Here is a 16,124-nt window from a genome sequence, read left to right as displayed (position 1 = left end):
CTCCCCCCTCTTGCCTCTTGCCTCTTGCCTCTTGCCTCTTGCCCTCTCCCCCCCTTGCCCCCCCGCCTAACAATTGTTACATTTATTCATAATATTGAATGATTCCTGGCTCCTACGAGACGCGCCGTTATGACAGATACGCTCACCAAACTGGCCTACCAAACCTTCCAACAGGGGAAAAGCTACTTCGGCGTTGCCCATAAAACCCTCAGTACCCAACTCGGACAACTCGCAGTCGGCAACCGAGACAACGAGACCTTTCCAGTATCCCCGGAACTGGTCGATCGCATCTATACCCGCCTCAATCAAGTCATCGAAACCGACTGGAACGATGCCGAAAAAGGCATTTATCCGGTTGAGACGCTGTTTGATAATCCCTGGGCTGACTTTTTCCAATATTATCCCCTCGTTTGGTTTGATTTACTCAAAATTTGGGATCGAGTTCGTAACAAACAATATCAATCCTTCGACGCTACAATCGACCTCAACGACTACCCCAAATACTATCGGCAAAACTTCCACCATCAAACCGATGGCTATCTTAGCGACCTCTCCGCTAATCTCTACGATGTCCAGGTCGATATTCTCTTTAACGGGGCCGCTGATGCCATGCGTCGCCGTATTTTAGCCCCTCTCAAACAGGGGTTGAGTCACTTTGCCGACGTTCCCCCCAGTCAAATTCGGGTCTTGGATGTCGCCACGGGAACCGGACGCACCTTGCGCTTCCTGCGCTCCCTGTTGCCCAAAGCGGCCCTGTTTGGCACCGATTTATCCCCCGCCTATCTGCGTAAAGCCAATCAACTCCTCGGGGAACTCCCCGGCGAACTCCCACAACTGTGCCAAGCCAACGCCGAAGATCTCCCCTACCGAGATGACCAGTTCCACGGCGTCTCCTGTGTCTTTACCTTCCATGAACTCCCTGGTTCAGCACGTCAGAACGTGATTGACCAATGTTTCCGAGTTCTCAAACCGGGGGGAACCTTCGTCATTTGTGACTCGATTCAGGATAATGACGACCCCAAACTCAATCCCCTACTCCATAACTTCCAGAAAACCTTTCACGAACCCTATCACCGCAGTTACGCTGAGGATGATATGACAGGACGGCTCGAAAGCGCTGGATTGGTCGAGATTGCCACGCAACTGCACTTTATGAGTAAATACTGGTGGCCCACAAGCCAGCCTAGGACAAATCTTGACGGGGAGGCGGGGATAACCTCCGCGTCCCTAGTCAATTGCTAAAAAGAAGCGATACAGTGGGTTTGGCAACTGAGATTGTGAGGTACTTCGCGTGACCACAGAACAAGAGACGATGCAAGACAATGTCGCTACCGATAATATCGCCACCGATGACTGGAGCGGGGACAATGATGTGGTGAACTATCCCCAAGAAATTGAAACGGTCATTTCTAGTTTGGCCCAAGACCAAAAAGCGATGGTGGGTCATAATGATGACACCTATGCTTGGAAGTTCAAATACGGCAGTGTAGAAGTCTTTGTGCAACTGACGGGAGAGACGGAAGAGGATCTGTTTACGGTTTGGTCTCCGGTGTTGAAGCTACCGGCGACGGATGAACCCGGTTTGATGCGTCACTTGTTGCAAATGAACTGGGGGGCGACCTTTGAGTCCCGGTTTGCCATTGTTGACGATCAGGTGGTGGTCTTGTCGTCGCGGACGGTGGCGGACTTGAATCCCAGCGAAATTTCCCGGTCGATTACGATTGTGGCAACGATCGCCGACGATAATGACGAGGACTTACAGGAGAAATTCGGAGCCTCCTAGGTGACCTCCTCGGACGGTTGCTGGCGGCTGATTCCCCTCCTGGAAGCTCCAGGAGGGTTTCACATGGCGGCGGATGCTTGGTTACTTGACCAACACCGTCAAGGGATGATGCCGCCGACACTACGCTTTTATACTTGGTCAACGCCAACCCTCTCGCTGGGCTATCACCAACGCCGCTATCCTCATCACTGGCCCGAGGTGAGGTGGCAGGGACAACCCCTGTCTTGGGTGCGGCGACCCACGGGAGGACGGGCGGTATTACATGATGGGGATTTGACCTATAGTTTGGTGACGTCCGGCTGGTCCGGTCGTCGCGAGGCGGTCTATCGTCAACTCTGTGGCTTTTTACAACTGGGATGGCAACGGTTGGGGGTTCCGTTGAGTTTCGGCGATCGCCCCCCCTCGGGCCACAATCCCAATTGCTTTGCTACAGCCACGGCGGCCGACTTAGTCACCCCAGAGGGATATAAGTTTATTGGTAGCGCCCAACTCTGGCGTCAGGGCGCTGTTCTGCAACATGGCTCGATGCAACTTGCCCCCAATCAGGTGTTACAGGCCCAGTTATTTGGGGTCCAGAAGACGCCATCATCTGCTCTGGGGGGTTATCTCCCCAAAGACATCAACGGCCTCGTCAGCCGCCTAACTCAAGCCGCTCAAGATGCGTTTGGAGTGACGTTTGAGGTGCAACCCTTGGCCCCCGAAGAAATCGCCGCCATTAAAACCCAGGCGACAACTTGGAGAGTGGAACCCTACAGGCCATCGCCTCGGGGCTAAGGATTAAGATAGAGACAACAAGGCACACCATAAGCGCGGACATCGTGACTCAGGAATTTCAGGTCTCTGTAACCCCCGTTGGCGTCGATGAATATTTACTACGCACCGAACGGGTTGAACCGGGTGTTCCTCTAGCGGAGGAACAGACGGTGTGGAATCTCGATCGCTGGATGCAGCAAGCCCAGCGATTGATGAATGATCCGGTGTCGGGCCTGTTAACGCAACAACAAACGGGCGCGTCACCCATGCCGTCAAGTTTGGTCGGCCTGGGACAAGAGTTATATGATGCCCTGTTTTGTGGGGATATGCGCGATAGCTGGATGATGGCCCAGGCCATCGCCCAAAACCATCAGCAACCTCTACGATTGCGCTTAGGGCTAAAGGGCAACCGCCTACCGAGTTTGCCTTGGGAAGTTCTACATGATGGGGATTATCCTCTGGCGACGGGAACCAATATCCTCTTTTCCCGTTATCAGCCGGCCACCAACGGCCTGGCCCCTCCCACCATTGCCACGCCTTTAGAACCTCATCAACCGTTGCGAGTGTTGATGGCGATCGCCGCCCCGAGCGATCGCGCGAATTTGGAGTTAACCCGCGAAGCTGAAGAACTCGAAGCGGAGTTACGGCGACTGTACACCCAGGGAACGGTTCCCCAAGTTCCCACTCAAGTCGAAATTCTGCGCCAACCCGATCGCGCCCGACTCACTCAAGCCCTCGAACATGGTCATTATCATGTCTTTCACTATGCTGGCCATAGCAATTCTGGGGTGACGGGAGGCAATGTTTACCTGGTTAACCAAAGTACGGGTTTAACGGAAACCCTCAGCGGCGATGATTTAGCGGGCCTGTTAGCCAATAATGGGATTCAACTGGTGTTGTTGAACTCCTGTCGCGGCGCTCACAGTCCAGGAGGGGCGCAACAGGCGGGAGAACGACATTTAGCGGCGGCGTTGGTTAAACGCGGCATTCCGGCGGTGTTAGCGATGGCGGAGCGCATCCCCGATGAGGTGGCCTTGACGCTGACGCGGCTGTTTTATCGGAATTTGACCCGTGGCGCGGTTTCGATAGATCTCAGTGTCAGTCGCGCCCGTCAGGGGTTGATTTCGGCCTATAGTTCCCATCAACTCTATTGGTCGTTGCCGATTCTTTATCTACATCCGAAGTTTGATGGCTATCTCACCCAACGCACGGGGGAGGAGATGCCAGCCTCGGAGGAACCGCCCTTGTGGTTGCGACCGCCGGAGGCTTGGTCGGATCACGAGACGGTCCCGGCCGCCTTGGGCGATCGCCTCGATGATGATACCCTCGGCGAGATGGACTCCTTTGAGGAGGGTGAGCTGGCGACGGTACGCGATCGCGGTACGGAAACCCTAAACGACCTCGATCCGGGAACGGCTGAGGATGCGGCGGTGGTGCAAGACCTGTTTGAAAGCTTGGGCCAGGATCACGGGCAGAGGTCTCAGGAGAGTCAATCTCCGTTAATCGAGTCATCTGAAACGACGCCTTCGGGGTCTAATCCGCTTCCGAAGTCTCCTCCCCAAACGCCCAACCCCTCCGCCACGGCTTTGTCTCAGGAGACGGGAGGCGATGAGACGAGGAAACGCCCCCCCTATCCGCTACCTGTCTTGGCTGGGGTGGCGGCGGTGTTGGTGCTAGGGTTAGGTGGTGTGATTTGGGGCCTGCGCGATCGCGTCCCCGATACCCCAGGACCCCAACCGACTCTTGTTAATGAGCCTCAAGATGGGCCTCAAGATGGCAACAACAGCCCCCAACGGCCGAGTGGTGAGGTGACGGCTGAGGCCATTGAACAACTCAGTCTCGGCAATATCGAGGAGGGTGTGCCGTTGGTGACTGAGTTGTTAGCCAGCCGTCGCAATGCTCTTAATCAGGCTGATACAGCGTTATCGGCGGTTCCGAGGGCGGATCTCGATCGCCCGGAGGTGTTGTTTCTTAAAGGCCGTCTCACGTGGCAGGCAATCCAGGCGGGCGATGAACGCTATAGTCTCGATGACAGCCGCCGTTTCTGGCAAGCTGCGGCCCGTCGGCAACCGGATACTCCCCTCTATTCTCTATCTTTGGGCTTTGTCTATTATGCTGAGGACAACATTCAAGAGGCGATTGGTCAATTCCAGCAGGCGATCGCTCGACTTGATGGCCCCAACCCCCGCAGTGATGAAGATCTCGGCGGGATGACCGCTTCACAGTTGAGAACTCAGGCCTATGCGGGGTTAGCTTTAGCCTATCAGCGTCAGGGAGAGGAACTCACTGGTGAGCGTCGCCAGGAACGGCAAGACCAAGCCCAAGCCTTGCAGATGTTAGTCTTACAAGAAGATGCTGAGGCCTTTCAAGCGACAAACTTGGGCCAACATTGGCTTTGGACATCCGAGGCGATCGCCGCTTGGCAACGGTTAGTCCAACGCCGCTAGAATCTCCCCAATCTTGATCGGGAAACCGTTTTTAAGCGGTCTTGAAACCCAGTTTCAGGCAATATCTAAACCGTTCAGTAAAATCCCTGAGATGGGTGTTGTTCTTTTGACGGATCTGCCTAAAAAGAAGACTAAAAAACTGAATCAGAGGAATTGCTCCTGATCCAGTCTCCGTATAACTACGTTTAATGGGGGTGGATTTAGTCCACCCGTTCGAGTTGCCAAAGAATTTGGTTGCCTTCTCGGCGAACCCTTGATACGACCCAGTTACGCCAGACCCAATGGTCACCGCGACTGGTGACAGCACTGGGGTTAATATCAATTAACGCCGCCAGTTCCGAGCTACTCACTAAATAGGACTTCGCTGCAATTTCATCAGCGATATGTAGACTTTCTACTAAATTGCGGAGTTCATTGACACGAGAGTCACCCGATAGAGTCTCGGAGAGTGCCTGATTTCCTAAATCTGTTGAAGATGTAATTGAGTCTGCCATTCCAAAAGTCATGAAAGGGATAGAAGTTATCGCTTTCAATTGTAACGTTTCCTGTCCAACTTCGTAACTTAACCACCAAAAAGAAACATAACGTCGCCAAAATACCTCTCGAATGAGAGAAGCATAACGGCATTCCAAGCCGTCGGGAGCAGCGTAGCTGAGCGATCGCTGCTCCCGCTCCCCACTATTTCCGAGTAGCCAGTCCGAGCTTAGTCCTGACTCAAGGCCGCCAAAACCCGATCATGGATGATGCCATTACTGACAATTACCCCACGAGTATCTCGCAATTTGACATCACGGCTAAAGTCGAGGGGTTGACCATACATATCACTGACGCGGCCCCCGGCTTCTTCCACGACAATCGCCCCGGCGGCATGATCCCAGATATTCTCACGATAGTCAGGGCGATCCGCCGAGGGAAGCCGTAAATAGAGGGCCGCATCTCCCGCCGCGACGACCCCATATTTCGCCTGAGAGTCCATATGTAACGAGGGAGTGGTAATTCCCACCGCGTCGAGAAGTTTTTGCTGTTCAGCCGGGTTTCCGTGAGCGGCTTCGACACTTTCGACGACCCGCAATTTACTGACATCCTCCGCACCGCAGACATGAATCGGTTGGTACTCTCCCGTCGAGATGGCCATCATCTGACTTCCCTGGCCACGAACCGCCACAAACAGGGTTCCCGACCCCTCGGCGGTGAGACTCAAGGCGGGACAGACCATTACGCCCACTTTCACCTCGCCGTCTTCAATCAACGCCAAGGCGATCGCATATTGATCTTGACGCAAAAACCCTTTCGTCCCATCAATGGGGTCTAACGTCCAAAAACGAGGGGCCACCTGACCATTACCGCGATCGATCCAGTTGAGAATATCCGCTTCGCTGGCGTTGGCCTCAATTTCGCGCACATAGGAGACCACTTTAGCGCGATTGGTCTCATAGTCGGGCGATCGCAACGCCGTCGCATCCTCCTCCCCAACAATGGGATCGGTAGGGAACGCCTCCCCCAACGCTTGACAAACCAGAGCTTGCGCCCCATAATCCGCCACAGTCACCGGGCTTTTATCCGATTTTTCCATCGCCGAGGGAATATCCTGACGGACACGCTGACAGAGTTTCGCCGCCGCTAGGGTCGCCTGAATCGCGATGTCTTTTTCCTGTTCGTAAGCCATAACACAATAACCCGCTTAAACTGTGAAGTTGAGCCAGAGGGAAATCCCCGGCCTGATTAACCATCTCATTAACCATAAAGATGGGCGACCAATTCGCCATAGCCATTGTACGGGAGGGTGGGAACCGTCTCCCAAGAGAACGACGGCCCCCGACTCACCAACCGTTCTTGAGCCTGAGACCAACGAGGATGAGGTTTACTGGGATTGACGTTCGCCACAAAACCATATTCATTGGGAATGAGACTATTCCAGTAGGTGGCCGGCTGTTGCTCAACAAACTCAATTTTGACAATGGATTTGGCCCCCTTAAACCCATACTTCCAAGGCACAACCATGCGAATCGGAGCGCCATTTTGTTTAGGGAGCGTTTGTCCATAGGCCCCGGTGGCAAAAAAGGCCAAATCATTGGCCATCTCTTCAACGGTTAAGCCCTCGGTATAAGGCCAAGGTAACGAGTTGGGCCGCCAACCGGGACCCGGAACCACCTCGGAATCATAGTAGGAACTGAAGCGAACAAACTTGGCACGGCTGAGGGGTTCAACATCCTCCAAGAGTAAGCGCATCGGGAAACCGGCCCAAGGGACCACCATCGACCAAGCCTCCACACAGCGGAAGCGATAAATGCGTTCTTCCGTGGGAAACTTGCGTTTTAAGTCATCAATATCGTAAGTTTTGGGAGATTTGACCAATCCGCCCACCTCAACTTTCCAGTTTTCCGTGGGTAGGGCCTGGGCTGCTTGCCAAATGGATTTGCTGCCACCAAACTCGTAGAAGTTGTTGTACTCGGCGGTCAGTTGTCTGGCTGTGACTTGGCGATCGCCCAACTCGGCGGCCGTAAACTGAGGATTGGTGGCTAGATTCGGCAACGGCTCGGTTCCGGCCAGAGCGTCGATATCCGAGTCAGACGAACGCCCGCAGCCGGTTAAGCCGAGGGTACTCAGCCCGACACCGGCGGCGAGACTCCGTTTGAGAAAACGACGACGATTCCAAAAGACCGTCTCAGAACTAACAGAGGCTTCGGAACGAGTCCAAGGTTTAGGAAGATGAATAAACACGTTGTAATGGGAACGAGGAATACTTAACGGGGCATTGCCGACTGCTTTACAATTGTCGGAGAACACTCGGAGAACACCTCAATGATACCCTTTGACATTACGTTGGCCAGCGCCCTGGGAGAACAGGTCAGTGACCTCCTCGAACCCATCGCCGCCCAGTTTCGCAGTTTGAATATCCCGGCCCCCATTACCCATTGGGGCCATCCGGTGATGATGGGAATCGTGGCCGTCGCGATGGGTGGGGCCACCGCCCTCACCGGCTGGAAAGGACGGTTAGCTGAAGATAAGGACGAGTCACAGAAAAATCGCTCTGCTCATAGCAAGATTGCCAAGTTTATGGCATTTTTCATGATGTTGGGCTACACCGGTGGGGTTCTGTCTCTGGTCATGCAACACGAAGCAATCCTCGAAAGCCCTCACTTTTGGACCGGTTCGATGGTTGTGGCCCTCTTGGTGTTGCAGAGTCTTACGTCTTTGAAAGGATTTTGGGGAACAGCCAATTTACGGCTGGTTCATGCCTATATTGGCAGCAGCTTGATGGTGCTATTGGTGGTTCACGCCATTTTAGGGATTCGTCTGGGCCTGTCTATTTAGATATCCCCGCCGACTTGTCGACGTTACAGGAGTCGAGTGCATCGAACCGCGAGTTTGATTGTCTGTTTAGCCTATCTCCTCGGAATCTCTCTGGCGAGGGTTCCGGGGATTGCCTATTTCTGGCTGCTGGCGGCGGGAGTGTCAGCCCTGGCTATGCCCCGACTGTGGCGTAAAGGTCCCCGAGGTGGGGTTTGGTTCGGGGCGGGCCTGGTGGGCTTTTTGGGGACGGTGTATCTGCAAGCGGTGATTCCACAACCGGCGGCCAATGATGTGGCCCGCTATGCCAATCAGGAGGTGACGGTGGCGGGGGTGGTGTTGGACCAACCTACCTTGAACCGCAATCAGCGGCTGCGGTTTCGCTTTGAGGCGCAGACGCTTCTCTCTCAGGAGTCTCAGGAGTCTCAGGAGTCTCAAGAGTCTCAAGAGTCTCAGGAACTAGCCCAGGAGCCGGTGTCGGTGTCTGGGACGCTCTATGTGACGGTTGACCCGCAGCCAGGCCAGGCGTTACATCCGGGATTGGCGGTACGTTTGAGCGGTTGGCTCTATGAACCGTCAGCGCCGCAAAATCCGACGGGATTCAACTTTCAGGACTATTTGGCGCGACAAGGCATTTTTGCCGGATTACGGGCGGAGACGGTGCATTGGCAGGGCGCTCAGGAGACATCTGGCTGGGGGTGGTGGCAGTTGCGCGATCGCATCGTCGCCAGTCATCGTCAGGGGTTGGGGGAATCCCGAGGCTCTCTGGTGAGTGCCATGGTGTTGGGGCGACAGGCGGTGAGTTTGCCCCATGAACTACGCGATCGCTTCATTGATGTGGGTTTAGCCCATGCGTTGGCGGCGTCGGGGTTTCATGTGTCGCTGATTTTGGGGACGGTGTTGGGGTTGGGGAAACGCTGGGGCGATCGCCGTACCGTCTTCGTCGCCACTGGGGTGCTTCTGTTCTATGTGGGGTTAGTGGGTTGGCAGCCGTCGGTGTTACTGGCGCCGTTGATGGGGTTTGCGTGCCTGTTGGGGTTAGCCTTGGAACGCCGAGTTAATCCTCTGGGAGCGTTGTTGTTGGCGGCGGTGATTTTGCTGTTACTGAATCCTCTCTGGATTGAGGATTTGGGCTTTCAGTTGAGTTTTTTGGCCACGTTGGGGTTAGTGGTGACGGTTCCGGGGTTGGTGAAGGCGATGGATTGGTGTCCGCCGGGATTGTCGCCGTTATTGGCGGTTCCGGTGGCGGCGATGCTTTGGACGTTACCGTTGCAATTGGCGGTGTTTGGGCAAATGCCCACCTATAGCATTGTGGCGAATCTGGTGGCGACGCCGTTTTTGGTGGTGGTGACGTTGGGGGGGTTTGTGAGTGCGATCGCGGCTCTGATGTCCCCGGAGTTGGGGCAGTTGTTGGCTTGGAGTTTAGACTATCCTGTTCGCGGGTTGTTGGCGATCGTCACCTGGATTTCCCAACGCCCTCAGGGGGCGATCGTGGTGCAACCGTTGCAACTCTGGCAGGTTCTCGGGTTATATGCTCTCATTGGTGGGGGCTGGCTGGTGCAGCAACAACGATATTCTCGTCGCCATTGGTTCTATGGGGTGGGAGTTGTTATGGCGTTGCTGATTCTCTTGCTTCCGGGGAGTTTGGCGAAGGCGAATCTGTTGCGAGTGACGGTGTTTGCGACGACTGGGGAACCGGCGATCGCTCTGCAACAGGGTTGGAATACAACGCTTATCTATGGTGGTGATCCTCAGGTGACTCGCTATGGGGTGTTACCGTTTTTGCAACAGGAGGGGGTGAATCGCTTGGAGGCGGCCATCGCCACGTCTTCGGCTGGGGAAGGTTGGGATTTACTGTTGGCGGAGGCGACTCCGCGATCGCTCTATCGTCTCTCGGAAGTGGGGCTATTTGGAGACAATGGCGGAACGTTCCTGGCTCCGGGAACGGAATTGATGCAACAGTCGGTACAGATTAAAAGCCAGTCCAATCGCCCGCCTATTCTACGGTTACAGGTGGGCGATCGCACTTGGCTTGTGGTTGGTAATCTCTCGCCGGATCAGCAACGGGATCTCTTGCAACGCCATCGTTTCGCGGCGGTGGATTTTTTAGTGTTTTTCGGCCGCCGCTTTGAGGAGGCCTTTCTTACGGAGATCCGCCCTACTGTGATTCTAATGCCGTCGGCGATCGCCGCAGACGCCGCCGAGCCGGTCACCGATTTAGGAGTGAGGTTACTCTATCTCGACGAGGTGGGGGCGATTCAATGGACACCGGAAACGGGCCTAAACGGGTTATTGGAAACTACGCCGTCAAGACGAGATCTCTCTTAAGCCTCTTGATAGGTGGGAAAATCGGTGTAGCCTTTAGCGTCAAAGGAATACCAGACTGACATATCATCACTGGGGGCGAGGGGCCAACCGTTGGCGAAGCGTTCGACTAAATCGGGGTTACTGATAAAGGGTCGTCCGAAGGAAATACAGTCGGCCTCTCCGTTGGCGATCGCCGTTTCGGCGGTCTCCTGATTGTAGCTACAATTGCCCATCAATGGTCCGTCAAATACGGCACGAAACTCTGATAAGGTCATAGGATCCCCGAGGTCATGGAAGCCAAATCCCAAGCCATCCACAACTTGCAAATAGGCAAGGTTTTTTGAATTAAGCTGTTGAGCGACATAGAGAAAGGTCTCTCGGTAATCGGCAGATCCCATATCATTGAAATTGCCATTGGGGGAGATTTTGATGCCGACGCGATCGCTCGGATAAACACTCGTGACGGCTTCTAAAATTTGTTCGAGAAAACGATAGCGATTCTCTAAACAACCGCCATAGTCATCTTGCCGCTGATTGGTTTTTGATTGTAGAAATTGGTCAATGAGATAGCCATTGGCACAGTGAACTTCCACGCCATCAAATCCCGCGTCTTGAGCATAGACAGCCGCTTGACGATAATCATCAACAATTGCCGGAATTTCTGCGGTGTCTAGGGCGCGAGGGGTTTCGTAGTCTTTTTTGCCCTTGGGCGTATGAATGCTATCCCCGGAAATTGGGATGGCTGAGGGGGCAACGGGTAAGCCAATTTCCGGGTGAAAATCGCTATGAGAGGCACGGCCACAATGCCACAATTGGAGAAAAATAGGTGTTCCTTGGTCATGAACGGCATTGACAACCTGTTTCCAGCCCTCGGCTTGTTCTGAGTTATAAATGCCTGGGGATTGTTGCCAACCAATTCCTTGAACGGAGACAACGGTGGCTTCGCTGAGAATTAACCCGGCGGAGGCTCGTTGACGATAGTATTGTGCCATCAAGGCATTGGGAATCCGCTTAACTCCGGCACGCGATCGCGTCAACGATGCCATGATAACTCGGTTTTTTAAAGGCAATCCGTTGAGGTTCAATGGAGAGAGAAGTTTGTTTGACATAGGGAAAAAGGGAATAGGGAACAGGGAACAGGGAATAGGGAATAGGGAACAGGGAACAGGGAACAGGGAACAGGGAATAGGGAACAACAACTTAGGCCTTTACCTTTGTTGTTGCTCGTTCTCTTCCGGCTTAACCTGACTTTGTAGATGATTGTTGATTAACGATTAGCTGCTCAAACTGACTGAGGGAAATAACTGTAATACGTGGATCTTGCTCAGCTTGATGTCGCATTAATTCTGTATTGTAGCCCCAATCCGCCAAATAAAGCTGCACTGCACTTAAATCCTCTTGTTCAGCCACAGAATCGAGAGTATTGAGCCGATCTTCGATGAAGATAATCTCCGAGTAGGGAGTTTCAGTTAAAAGGCGACGCAAGATTTCTTGTTTTTCAAGTTTAACCTCTTTGCCAAACAACTGATTACGCTGCAACTCGATGCCTTGTTCGGCTAGAAGTGCGCGCACAAAACGTCCTTCCTTGGTCGTAATAATGACCCAGGGAATATCCGCCTGCTGTAAGTGATTTAACTGCTCAATCACTCCTGGATAGAAGCGATGTAAACTCAACCAGTTATCGATATTTTCGCGAATCCAACTATCTCGAACTCCATCAACAGCATTCGCCAGTTCACTGCGATTGAGTTGTTCAGCCTCGACAACCGTCTGACACACCTGTCGCCAATCGTTTAAGATCTCAGCTTCAGAGTAGCCCAACAGGCGCGATCGCAGCACGACGGGCATTTCCCAGCCGGTTTCGACAACGGGACGTAGGCGGTAAAAACTCGCGGCTAGATCCTCGGGTGGCGTCGTTTGACTCGGGGACCAAACCTGACAGTAGGCCCGCCAAGCGGTTTGGAAATATTCAATCAGTCCGTTACATAAAACACCGTCAAAGTCTAGGGCAAAAAGAGTTGATTTCATCGCAGAGTCGAGTAAATTGAGCCAATTGGCAGGATTTTAGCACCCTCGCCTCCCTGCCGGAGAGACGAGACGGCCTCCTCTCTACCAGGATTCTAGGAGACGCCAGGGGATTCAGGAGACCGAAATCTCAATCTGAGGAGGCCAAATCAGTTCGCTAAGCTTAAACAAAAAAAGAAGACAGTTGCGGGTTAATCAGAGACAATAGAAAATAGACCCGGACTCGCCAACCCGTCCCAGCGCGCATCATCATGATCTTCTGCCTCAATCCCAACTGCTCGCAGCCCCGAAATACAGACGATGCCAGTCACTGTGTCACCTGCGGTTCCCGCCTCAAACTGCGAGGACGGTATCGTCCCACGAAACCATTAGCGAGGGGAGGATTCGGCAGAACTTACATTGCCGTCGATGAAGATCGTCTCAATACCTTTTGTGTGATTAAACAACTGTTGCCCCAAGACAACGGCAGTGATGTCACGGAAGGCAGCTACGACAAGACCATCTCCTTGTTCTACCAAGAAGCGACCCAACTGTCAAAACTGGGAGAACACCCTAACATTCCTACCTTGTTTGCTTTTTTTGAGGAAGAGGGACGGCTTTATCTGGTGCAGGAATATGTCGATGGACAAACCCTATGGCATGAGATGGAACGGCTGGGAGGGTTTGAGGAGGCAAAAATCCGTGAGATTCTCGTGCAACTGTTACCGGTGTTACGGTACGTGCATCAAAATAATGTGGTCCATCGTGATATCACGCCGGTGAACATTCTACGGCGCAATCGTGATGGCAAACTCATGTTGATTGATTTTGGTGTCTCGAAACAGTTAACCAAAACGGCTTTAGCTGAACCGGGGACGAAAGTTGGCACAATGGGCTATGCGCCCTTAGAACAGTTACGGAGCGGTCAGGCCTATCCGGCAAGTGATATTTATAGTTTGGGGGTGACCTGTCTGCAACTGTTGACCAACACGCGCCCCGATGTGTTGTTTGATCCGATGCAAGGGTGGCGTTGGCGGGAATATCTGGCGGCTGAGAATATCTCGGTGAGTGCAAGGCTGGGGGCGATTCTCGACAAGATGACTCAGGAACGACTCCGCGATCGCTATCAGTCTGTTGATGAGATTATTCGCGATTTCAAAACGCCAACCAGTCAACCCCAGACCGGCCGTCGCTCGGCCAAACAGCGGAAAACGGCTGTGGCTCAAAATCAGACCTATACGCCCCTATCGCGGCCAAACTCCTCCCCTGCGAACGCTTCACTGCCGCCGACGCATCTCGATACGCCACCATCTCAGCAGCCCCGTCGTTCGATGCCACCGCTGCCTCCGAAACCCTCATCGCTGACGCCGGTTCCCTCAGGGCGGACCTTTCCGACATCTAACAGTCGCTTTAAGGAGATTACCCCAATTTCACACCGGCCGCCGTTGCCGACCACTCGCGGCTGGCATTGTGCCTATACGTTGCCGGCGTTGGCGTCGTTAGTCAGTTGTGTGGCGATTCATGAACTCAGCCACAAGCCGCAATCCCTGTCGCCGAATCTACGGACATCGGCACTACCCTGGATTGTGGGGGGAGGCTTGGACAATACGGTCTTTGTCTGGAATTTACAGACGGGCCAACTTCAGTATGCTCTCGATCGCCATCGTCGTCCGGTGAATGCGGTGGCGATTAGTCCCGATGGCCGGGTGTTAGCCAGTGGGGGCGATGATGCGACGGTCAAGTTATGGAATTTGCGATCGGGAGAACTCCTCGATAGTCTCGGGGGGCATTTACGAGGGGTAACCTCGTTGGCGTTTTCGGCTGATGGTTCTTGTCTGATTAGTGGCAGTAAGGATCGCACGCTTCAGATTTGGACACCGGGCCAGAGTGAGACGACGGGGGTGCTGAAAACACCCTCGGGTAGTATTAAGGCCATTGCTCTCTCGTCTGATAGCCGCTGGCTCGTCAGTGGGGGACTCGATAATAAGATTTATGTCTGGAGTTTGGGCGATCGCCAGTTAGTCCATACGCTGACGGGCCATTTAGGGTCGGTGTTATCGGTGGCCATCTCGCCGGATAGTCAGTTTTTAGCGAGTGGGAGTAAGGATCGCACGATTAAGGTCTGGAATCTTGTGTCGGGGACGGAAGTCTGTACTCTGGCGAATCATCTTTGGGATGTCAATGATGTGGCGTTTGGTCTCAATGAGGATATGTTGGTGTCAGCCAGTAGTGATAAGACTATCAAAATTTGGAGTATTCAGGGCCGCCGCGTTTGTGATACACTCTCGGGACATATGGGGGCGGTGCATGGGATTGCGGTGGCTCGACGCAGTGGGGCGATCGTCTCGGGGAGTTGGGATAAAACGATCAAAATTTGGTGTTGGCACCGATAGGGGAACAGCCAACCCTAACCCCCACCGAAAGGGGACGGCAAGAGGAGTGGGACCACTTGCCGCTAGGGAGTTAGGATTCGACGGGTTCTCCGGCGGCTTTCCATCCAGCTAGGCTCGGGGGAAAGGATTTAACATTGTCATAGCCGAGGAGTTGCAGGCTCGTTAAGCCAATGGCTGTGCGATAGCCGCTACTGCAATAGAGAATAACCGGACGATTTTTGGGAATTTGACTCAGGTTTTGACTGAGACGGCGTAGGGGAATGTTGATGGCGTGAGGAATATGGCCCGCTGCATATTCCGAGGGTTCGCGGACATCCACAATTAGGGGATTGTCGCGGCTGATGACCTGTTTGAGGGCTTGGATATCTCCGGTTTTGTAATAGTCGGCGGGGATGGTGGTCAAAAAGTCATCGATCGCCTCGGAGACATCAACCGAGACATCAACCGAGACATCAACCGAGTCGGCGGACTGGCTGGCCAGGGCCATCTGAGGAACGGCCAAACCGAAGACAACACAGAGAATCAGGGTCACCAGTAGGGGCGAAAAATCTTTCGCCCGTACGATAGAATCTTTCGCCCGTACGATAGAATCTTTCGCCCCGACGATAGAATCTTTCGCCCCGACGATAGAATCTTTCGCCCCGACGATAAAGGATTTAATCATTTTCATCATGGCAGGATTACAAATTAACGGTAACTCACTCGCGACTGACGGGCATATCCCGAGAGGCGACGACATCAACCCCCGTATCGAGGGCATTGGCTAACACCACATCCCCCATCGAAATCGGGGCCTGAAGCGTCAATTCATGGAGGGCCTCACAGAGATCGCCCATTAACTCCTTGGGAATCGCATCCTGGGTTTTCACCGGAAGCCTGGCCCAGATTCCATTTTCAACTCGTACTGTGGTCGTTACCATCCGTTTGGGGGCAACATGTTCTTGGCGGGCATAGGCATCGCCGCGACGGCAGCTATTGCCTCGTACTTCTACGACTTCCCCATCAATATCATCGACCTCTAAGCGACAGCCCATGGGACAGCCGATGCAGAGATAATGGGTGGTTTCTGGCTGTTGTGTTTGTGTAGCAGTGGTCATGATTGGTTCCTCTCGATTCGGGATTTGGCGCGGGTGACGAGTTGGACCG

The 16,124-nt window shown here is 53.7% G+C and carries 14 protein-coding genes; 7 read left to right on the top strand and 7 right to left on the bottom strand.

Annotated features, from left to right (window positions below):
- Positions 1–129 precede the first annotated feature (129 nt).
- The 4 genes from R6U67_RS12585 to R6U67_RS12570 are packed head-to-tail and all read left to right on the top strand — an operon-like array spanning position 130 to position 4,983.
- Positions 130–1,242, top strand: a complete 1,113-nt coding sequence (locus R6U67_RS12585; RefSeq protein WP_410252867.1) for a class I SAM-dependent methyltransferase — start codon at positions 130–132, stop codon at positions 1,240–1,242.
- Between the two features lie 49 nt (positions 1,243–1,291).
- Entirely contained in the window at positions 1,292–1,783 is a 492-nt protein-coding gene (locus R6U67_RS12580) for a YbjN domain-containing protein (RefSeq protein ID WP_410252866.1), read from the top strand.
- Positions 1,784–2,557, top strand: coding sequence for a biotin/lipoate A/B protein ligase family protein (locus tag R6U67_RS12575; RefSeq protein WP_410252865.1), 774 nt, complete (start codon positions 1,784–1,786; stop codon positions 2,555–2,557). It begins immediately after the preceding gene.
- Between the two features lie 44 nt (positions 2,558–2,601).
- A complete protein-coding gene (locus R6U67_RS12570) occupies positions 2,602–4,983 on the top strand; it encodes a CHAT domain-containing protein (protein WP_410252864.1) in 2,382 nt (793 codons plus the stop codon).
- A gap of 200 nt (positions 4,984–5,183) precedes the next feature.
- Here the strand turns inward: R6U67_RS12570 and R6U67_RS12565 are convergent, their stop codons facing one another.
- The 3 genes from R6U67_RS12565 to msrP all read right to left on the bottom strand — a co-directional run bounded on the left by R6U67_RS12565 (position 5,184) and on the right by msrP (position 7,704).
- Entirely contained in the window at positions 5,184–5,477 is a 294-nt protein-coding gene (locus tag R6U67_RS12565; protein WP_068788467.1) for a hypothetical protein, read from the bottom strand.
- Between the two features lie 209 nt (positions 5,478–5,686).
- Positions 5,687–6,649: a 3'(2'),5'-bisphosphate nucleotidase gene (locus R6U67_RS12560; protein WP_410252863.1), complete on the bottom strand. Its 963-nt coding sequence runs from the start codon at positions 6,647–6,649 to the stop codon at positions 5,687–5,689.
- A gap of 68 nt (positions 6,650–6,717) precedes the next feature.
- The gene (gene msrP, locus R6U67_RS12555; RefSeq protein ID WP_410252862.1) at positions 6,718–7,704 is read right to left on the bottom strand and encodes a protein-methionine-sulfoxide reductase catalytic subunit MsrP; all 987 of its coding nucleotides are present in this window, start codon (positions 7,702–7,704) and stop codon (positions 6,718–6,720) included.
- An 81-nt stretch (positions 7,705–7,785) separates the two neighbouring features.
- On the opposite strand from msrP, the gene R6U67_RS12550 reads away from it, so the two are divergent.
- Together R6U67_RS12550 and R6U67_RS12545 are read left to right on the top strand one after the other, a co-directional pair.
- Positions 7,786–8,298, top strand: coding sequence for a DUF4079 domain-containing protein (locus R6U67_RS12550; RefSeq protein WP_410252861.1), 513 nt, complete (start codon positions 7,786–7,788; stop codon positions 8,296–8,298).
- Positions 8,299–8,334: 36 nt separating this feature from the next.
- Positions 8,335–10,602: a ComEC/Rec2 family competence protein gene (locus R6U67_RS12545; RefSeq protein ID WP_410252860.1), complete on the top strand. Its 2,268-nt coding sequence runs from the start codon at positions 8,335–8,337 to the stop codon at positions 10,600–10,602.
- On the opposite strand, the gene R6U67_RS12540 is transcribed toward R6U67_RS12545, so the two are convergent.
- Both R6U67_RS12540 and R6U67_RS12535 read right to left on the bottom strand, forming a co-directional pair.
- Complete coding sequence (locus tag R6U67_RS12540; RefSeq protein WP_410252859.1) at positions 10,599–11,690, bottom strand: alkene reductase; 1,092 nt, start codon at positions 11,688–11,690, stop codon at positions 10,599–10,601. The genes R6U67_RS12545 and R6U67_RS12540 overlap by 4 nt on opposite strands.
- A 130-nt stretch (positions 11,691–11,820) precedes the next feature.
- The gene (locus R6U67_RS12535) at positions 11,821–12,609 is read right to left on the bottom strand and encodes an HAD family hydrolase (protein WP_410252858.1); all 789 of its coding nucleotides are present in this window, start codon (positions 12,607–12,609) and stop codon (positions 11,821–11,823) included.
- A gap of 248 nt (positions 12,610–12,857) precedes the next feature.
- On the opposite strand from R6U67_RS12535, the gene R6U67_RS12530 reads away from it, so the two are divergent.
- A complete protein-coding gene (locus R6U67_RS12530) occupies positions 12,858–14,978 on the top strand; it encodes a protein kinase domain-containing protein (protein ID WP_410252857.1) in 2,121 nt (706 codons plus the stop codon).
- A 70-nt stretch (positions 14,979–15,048) separates the two neighbouring features.
- On the opposite strand, the gene R6U67_RS12525 is transcribed toward R6U67_RS12530, so the two are convergent.
- Both R6U67_RS12525 and R6U67_RS12520 read right to left on the bottom strand, forming a co-directional pair.
- The gene (locus R6U67_RS12525; RefSeq protein ID WP_410252856.1) at positions 15,049–15,651 is read right to left on the bottom strand and encodes a rhodanese-like domain-containing protein; all 603 of its coding nucleotides are present in this window, start codon (positions 15,649–15,651) and stop codon (positions 15,049–15,051) included.
- A gap of 25 nt (positions 15,652–15,676) precedes the next feature.
- Positions 15,677–16,075, bottom strand: coding sequence for a DUF1667 domain-containing protein (locus R6U67_RS12520; protein WP_410252855.1), 399 nt, complete (start codon positions 16,073–16,075; stop codon positions 15,677–15,679).
- Between the last annotated feature and the right edge of the window lie 49 nt (positions 16,076–16,124).

The organism is Sodalinema sp., from assembly GCF_046483825.1.
Classification (GTDB): Bacteria; Cyanobacteriota; Cyanobacteriia; order Cyanobacteriales; family Geitlerinemataceae; genus Sodalinema.
The sequence above is the reverse complement of the archived record's forward strand: the minus strand, read 5'-3'. Positions and strand labels throughout refer to the sequence as shown.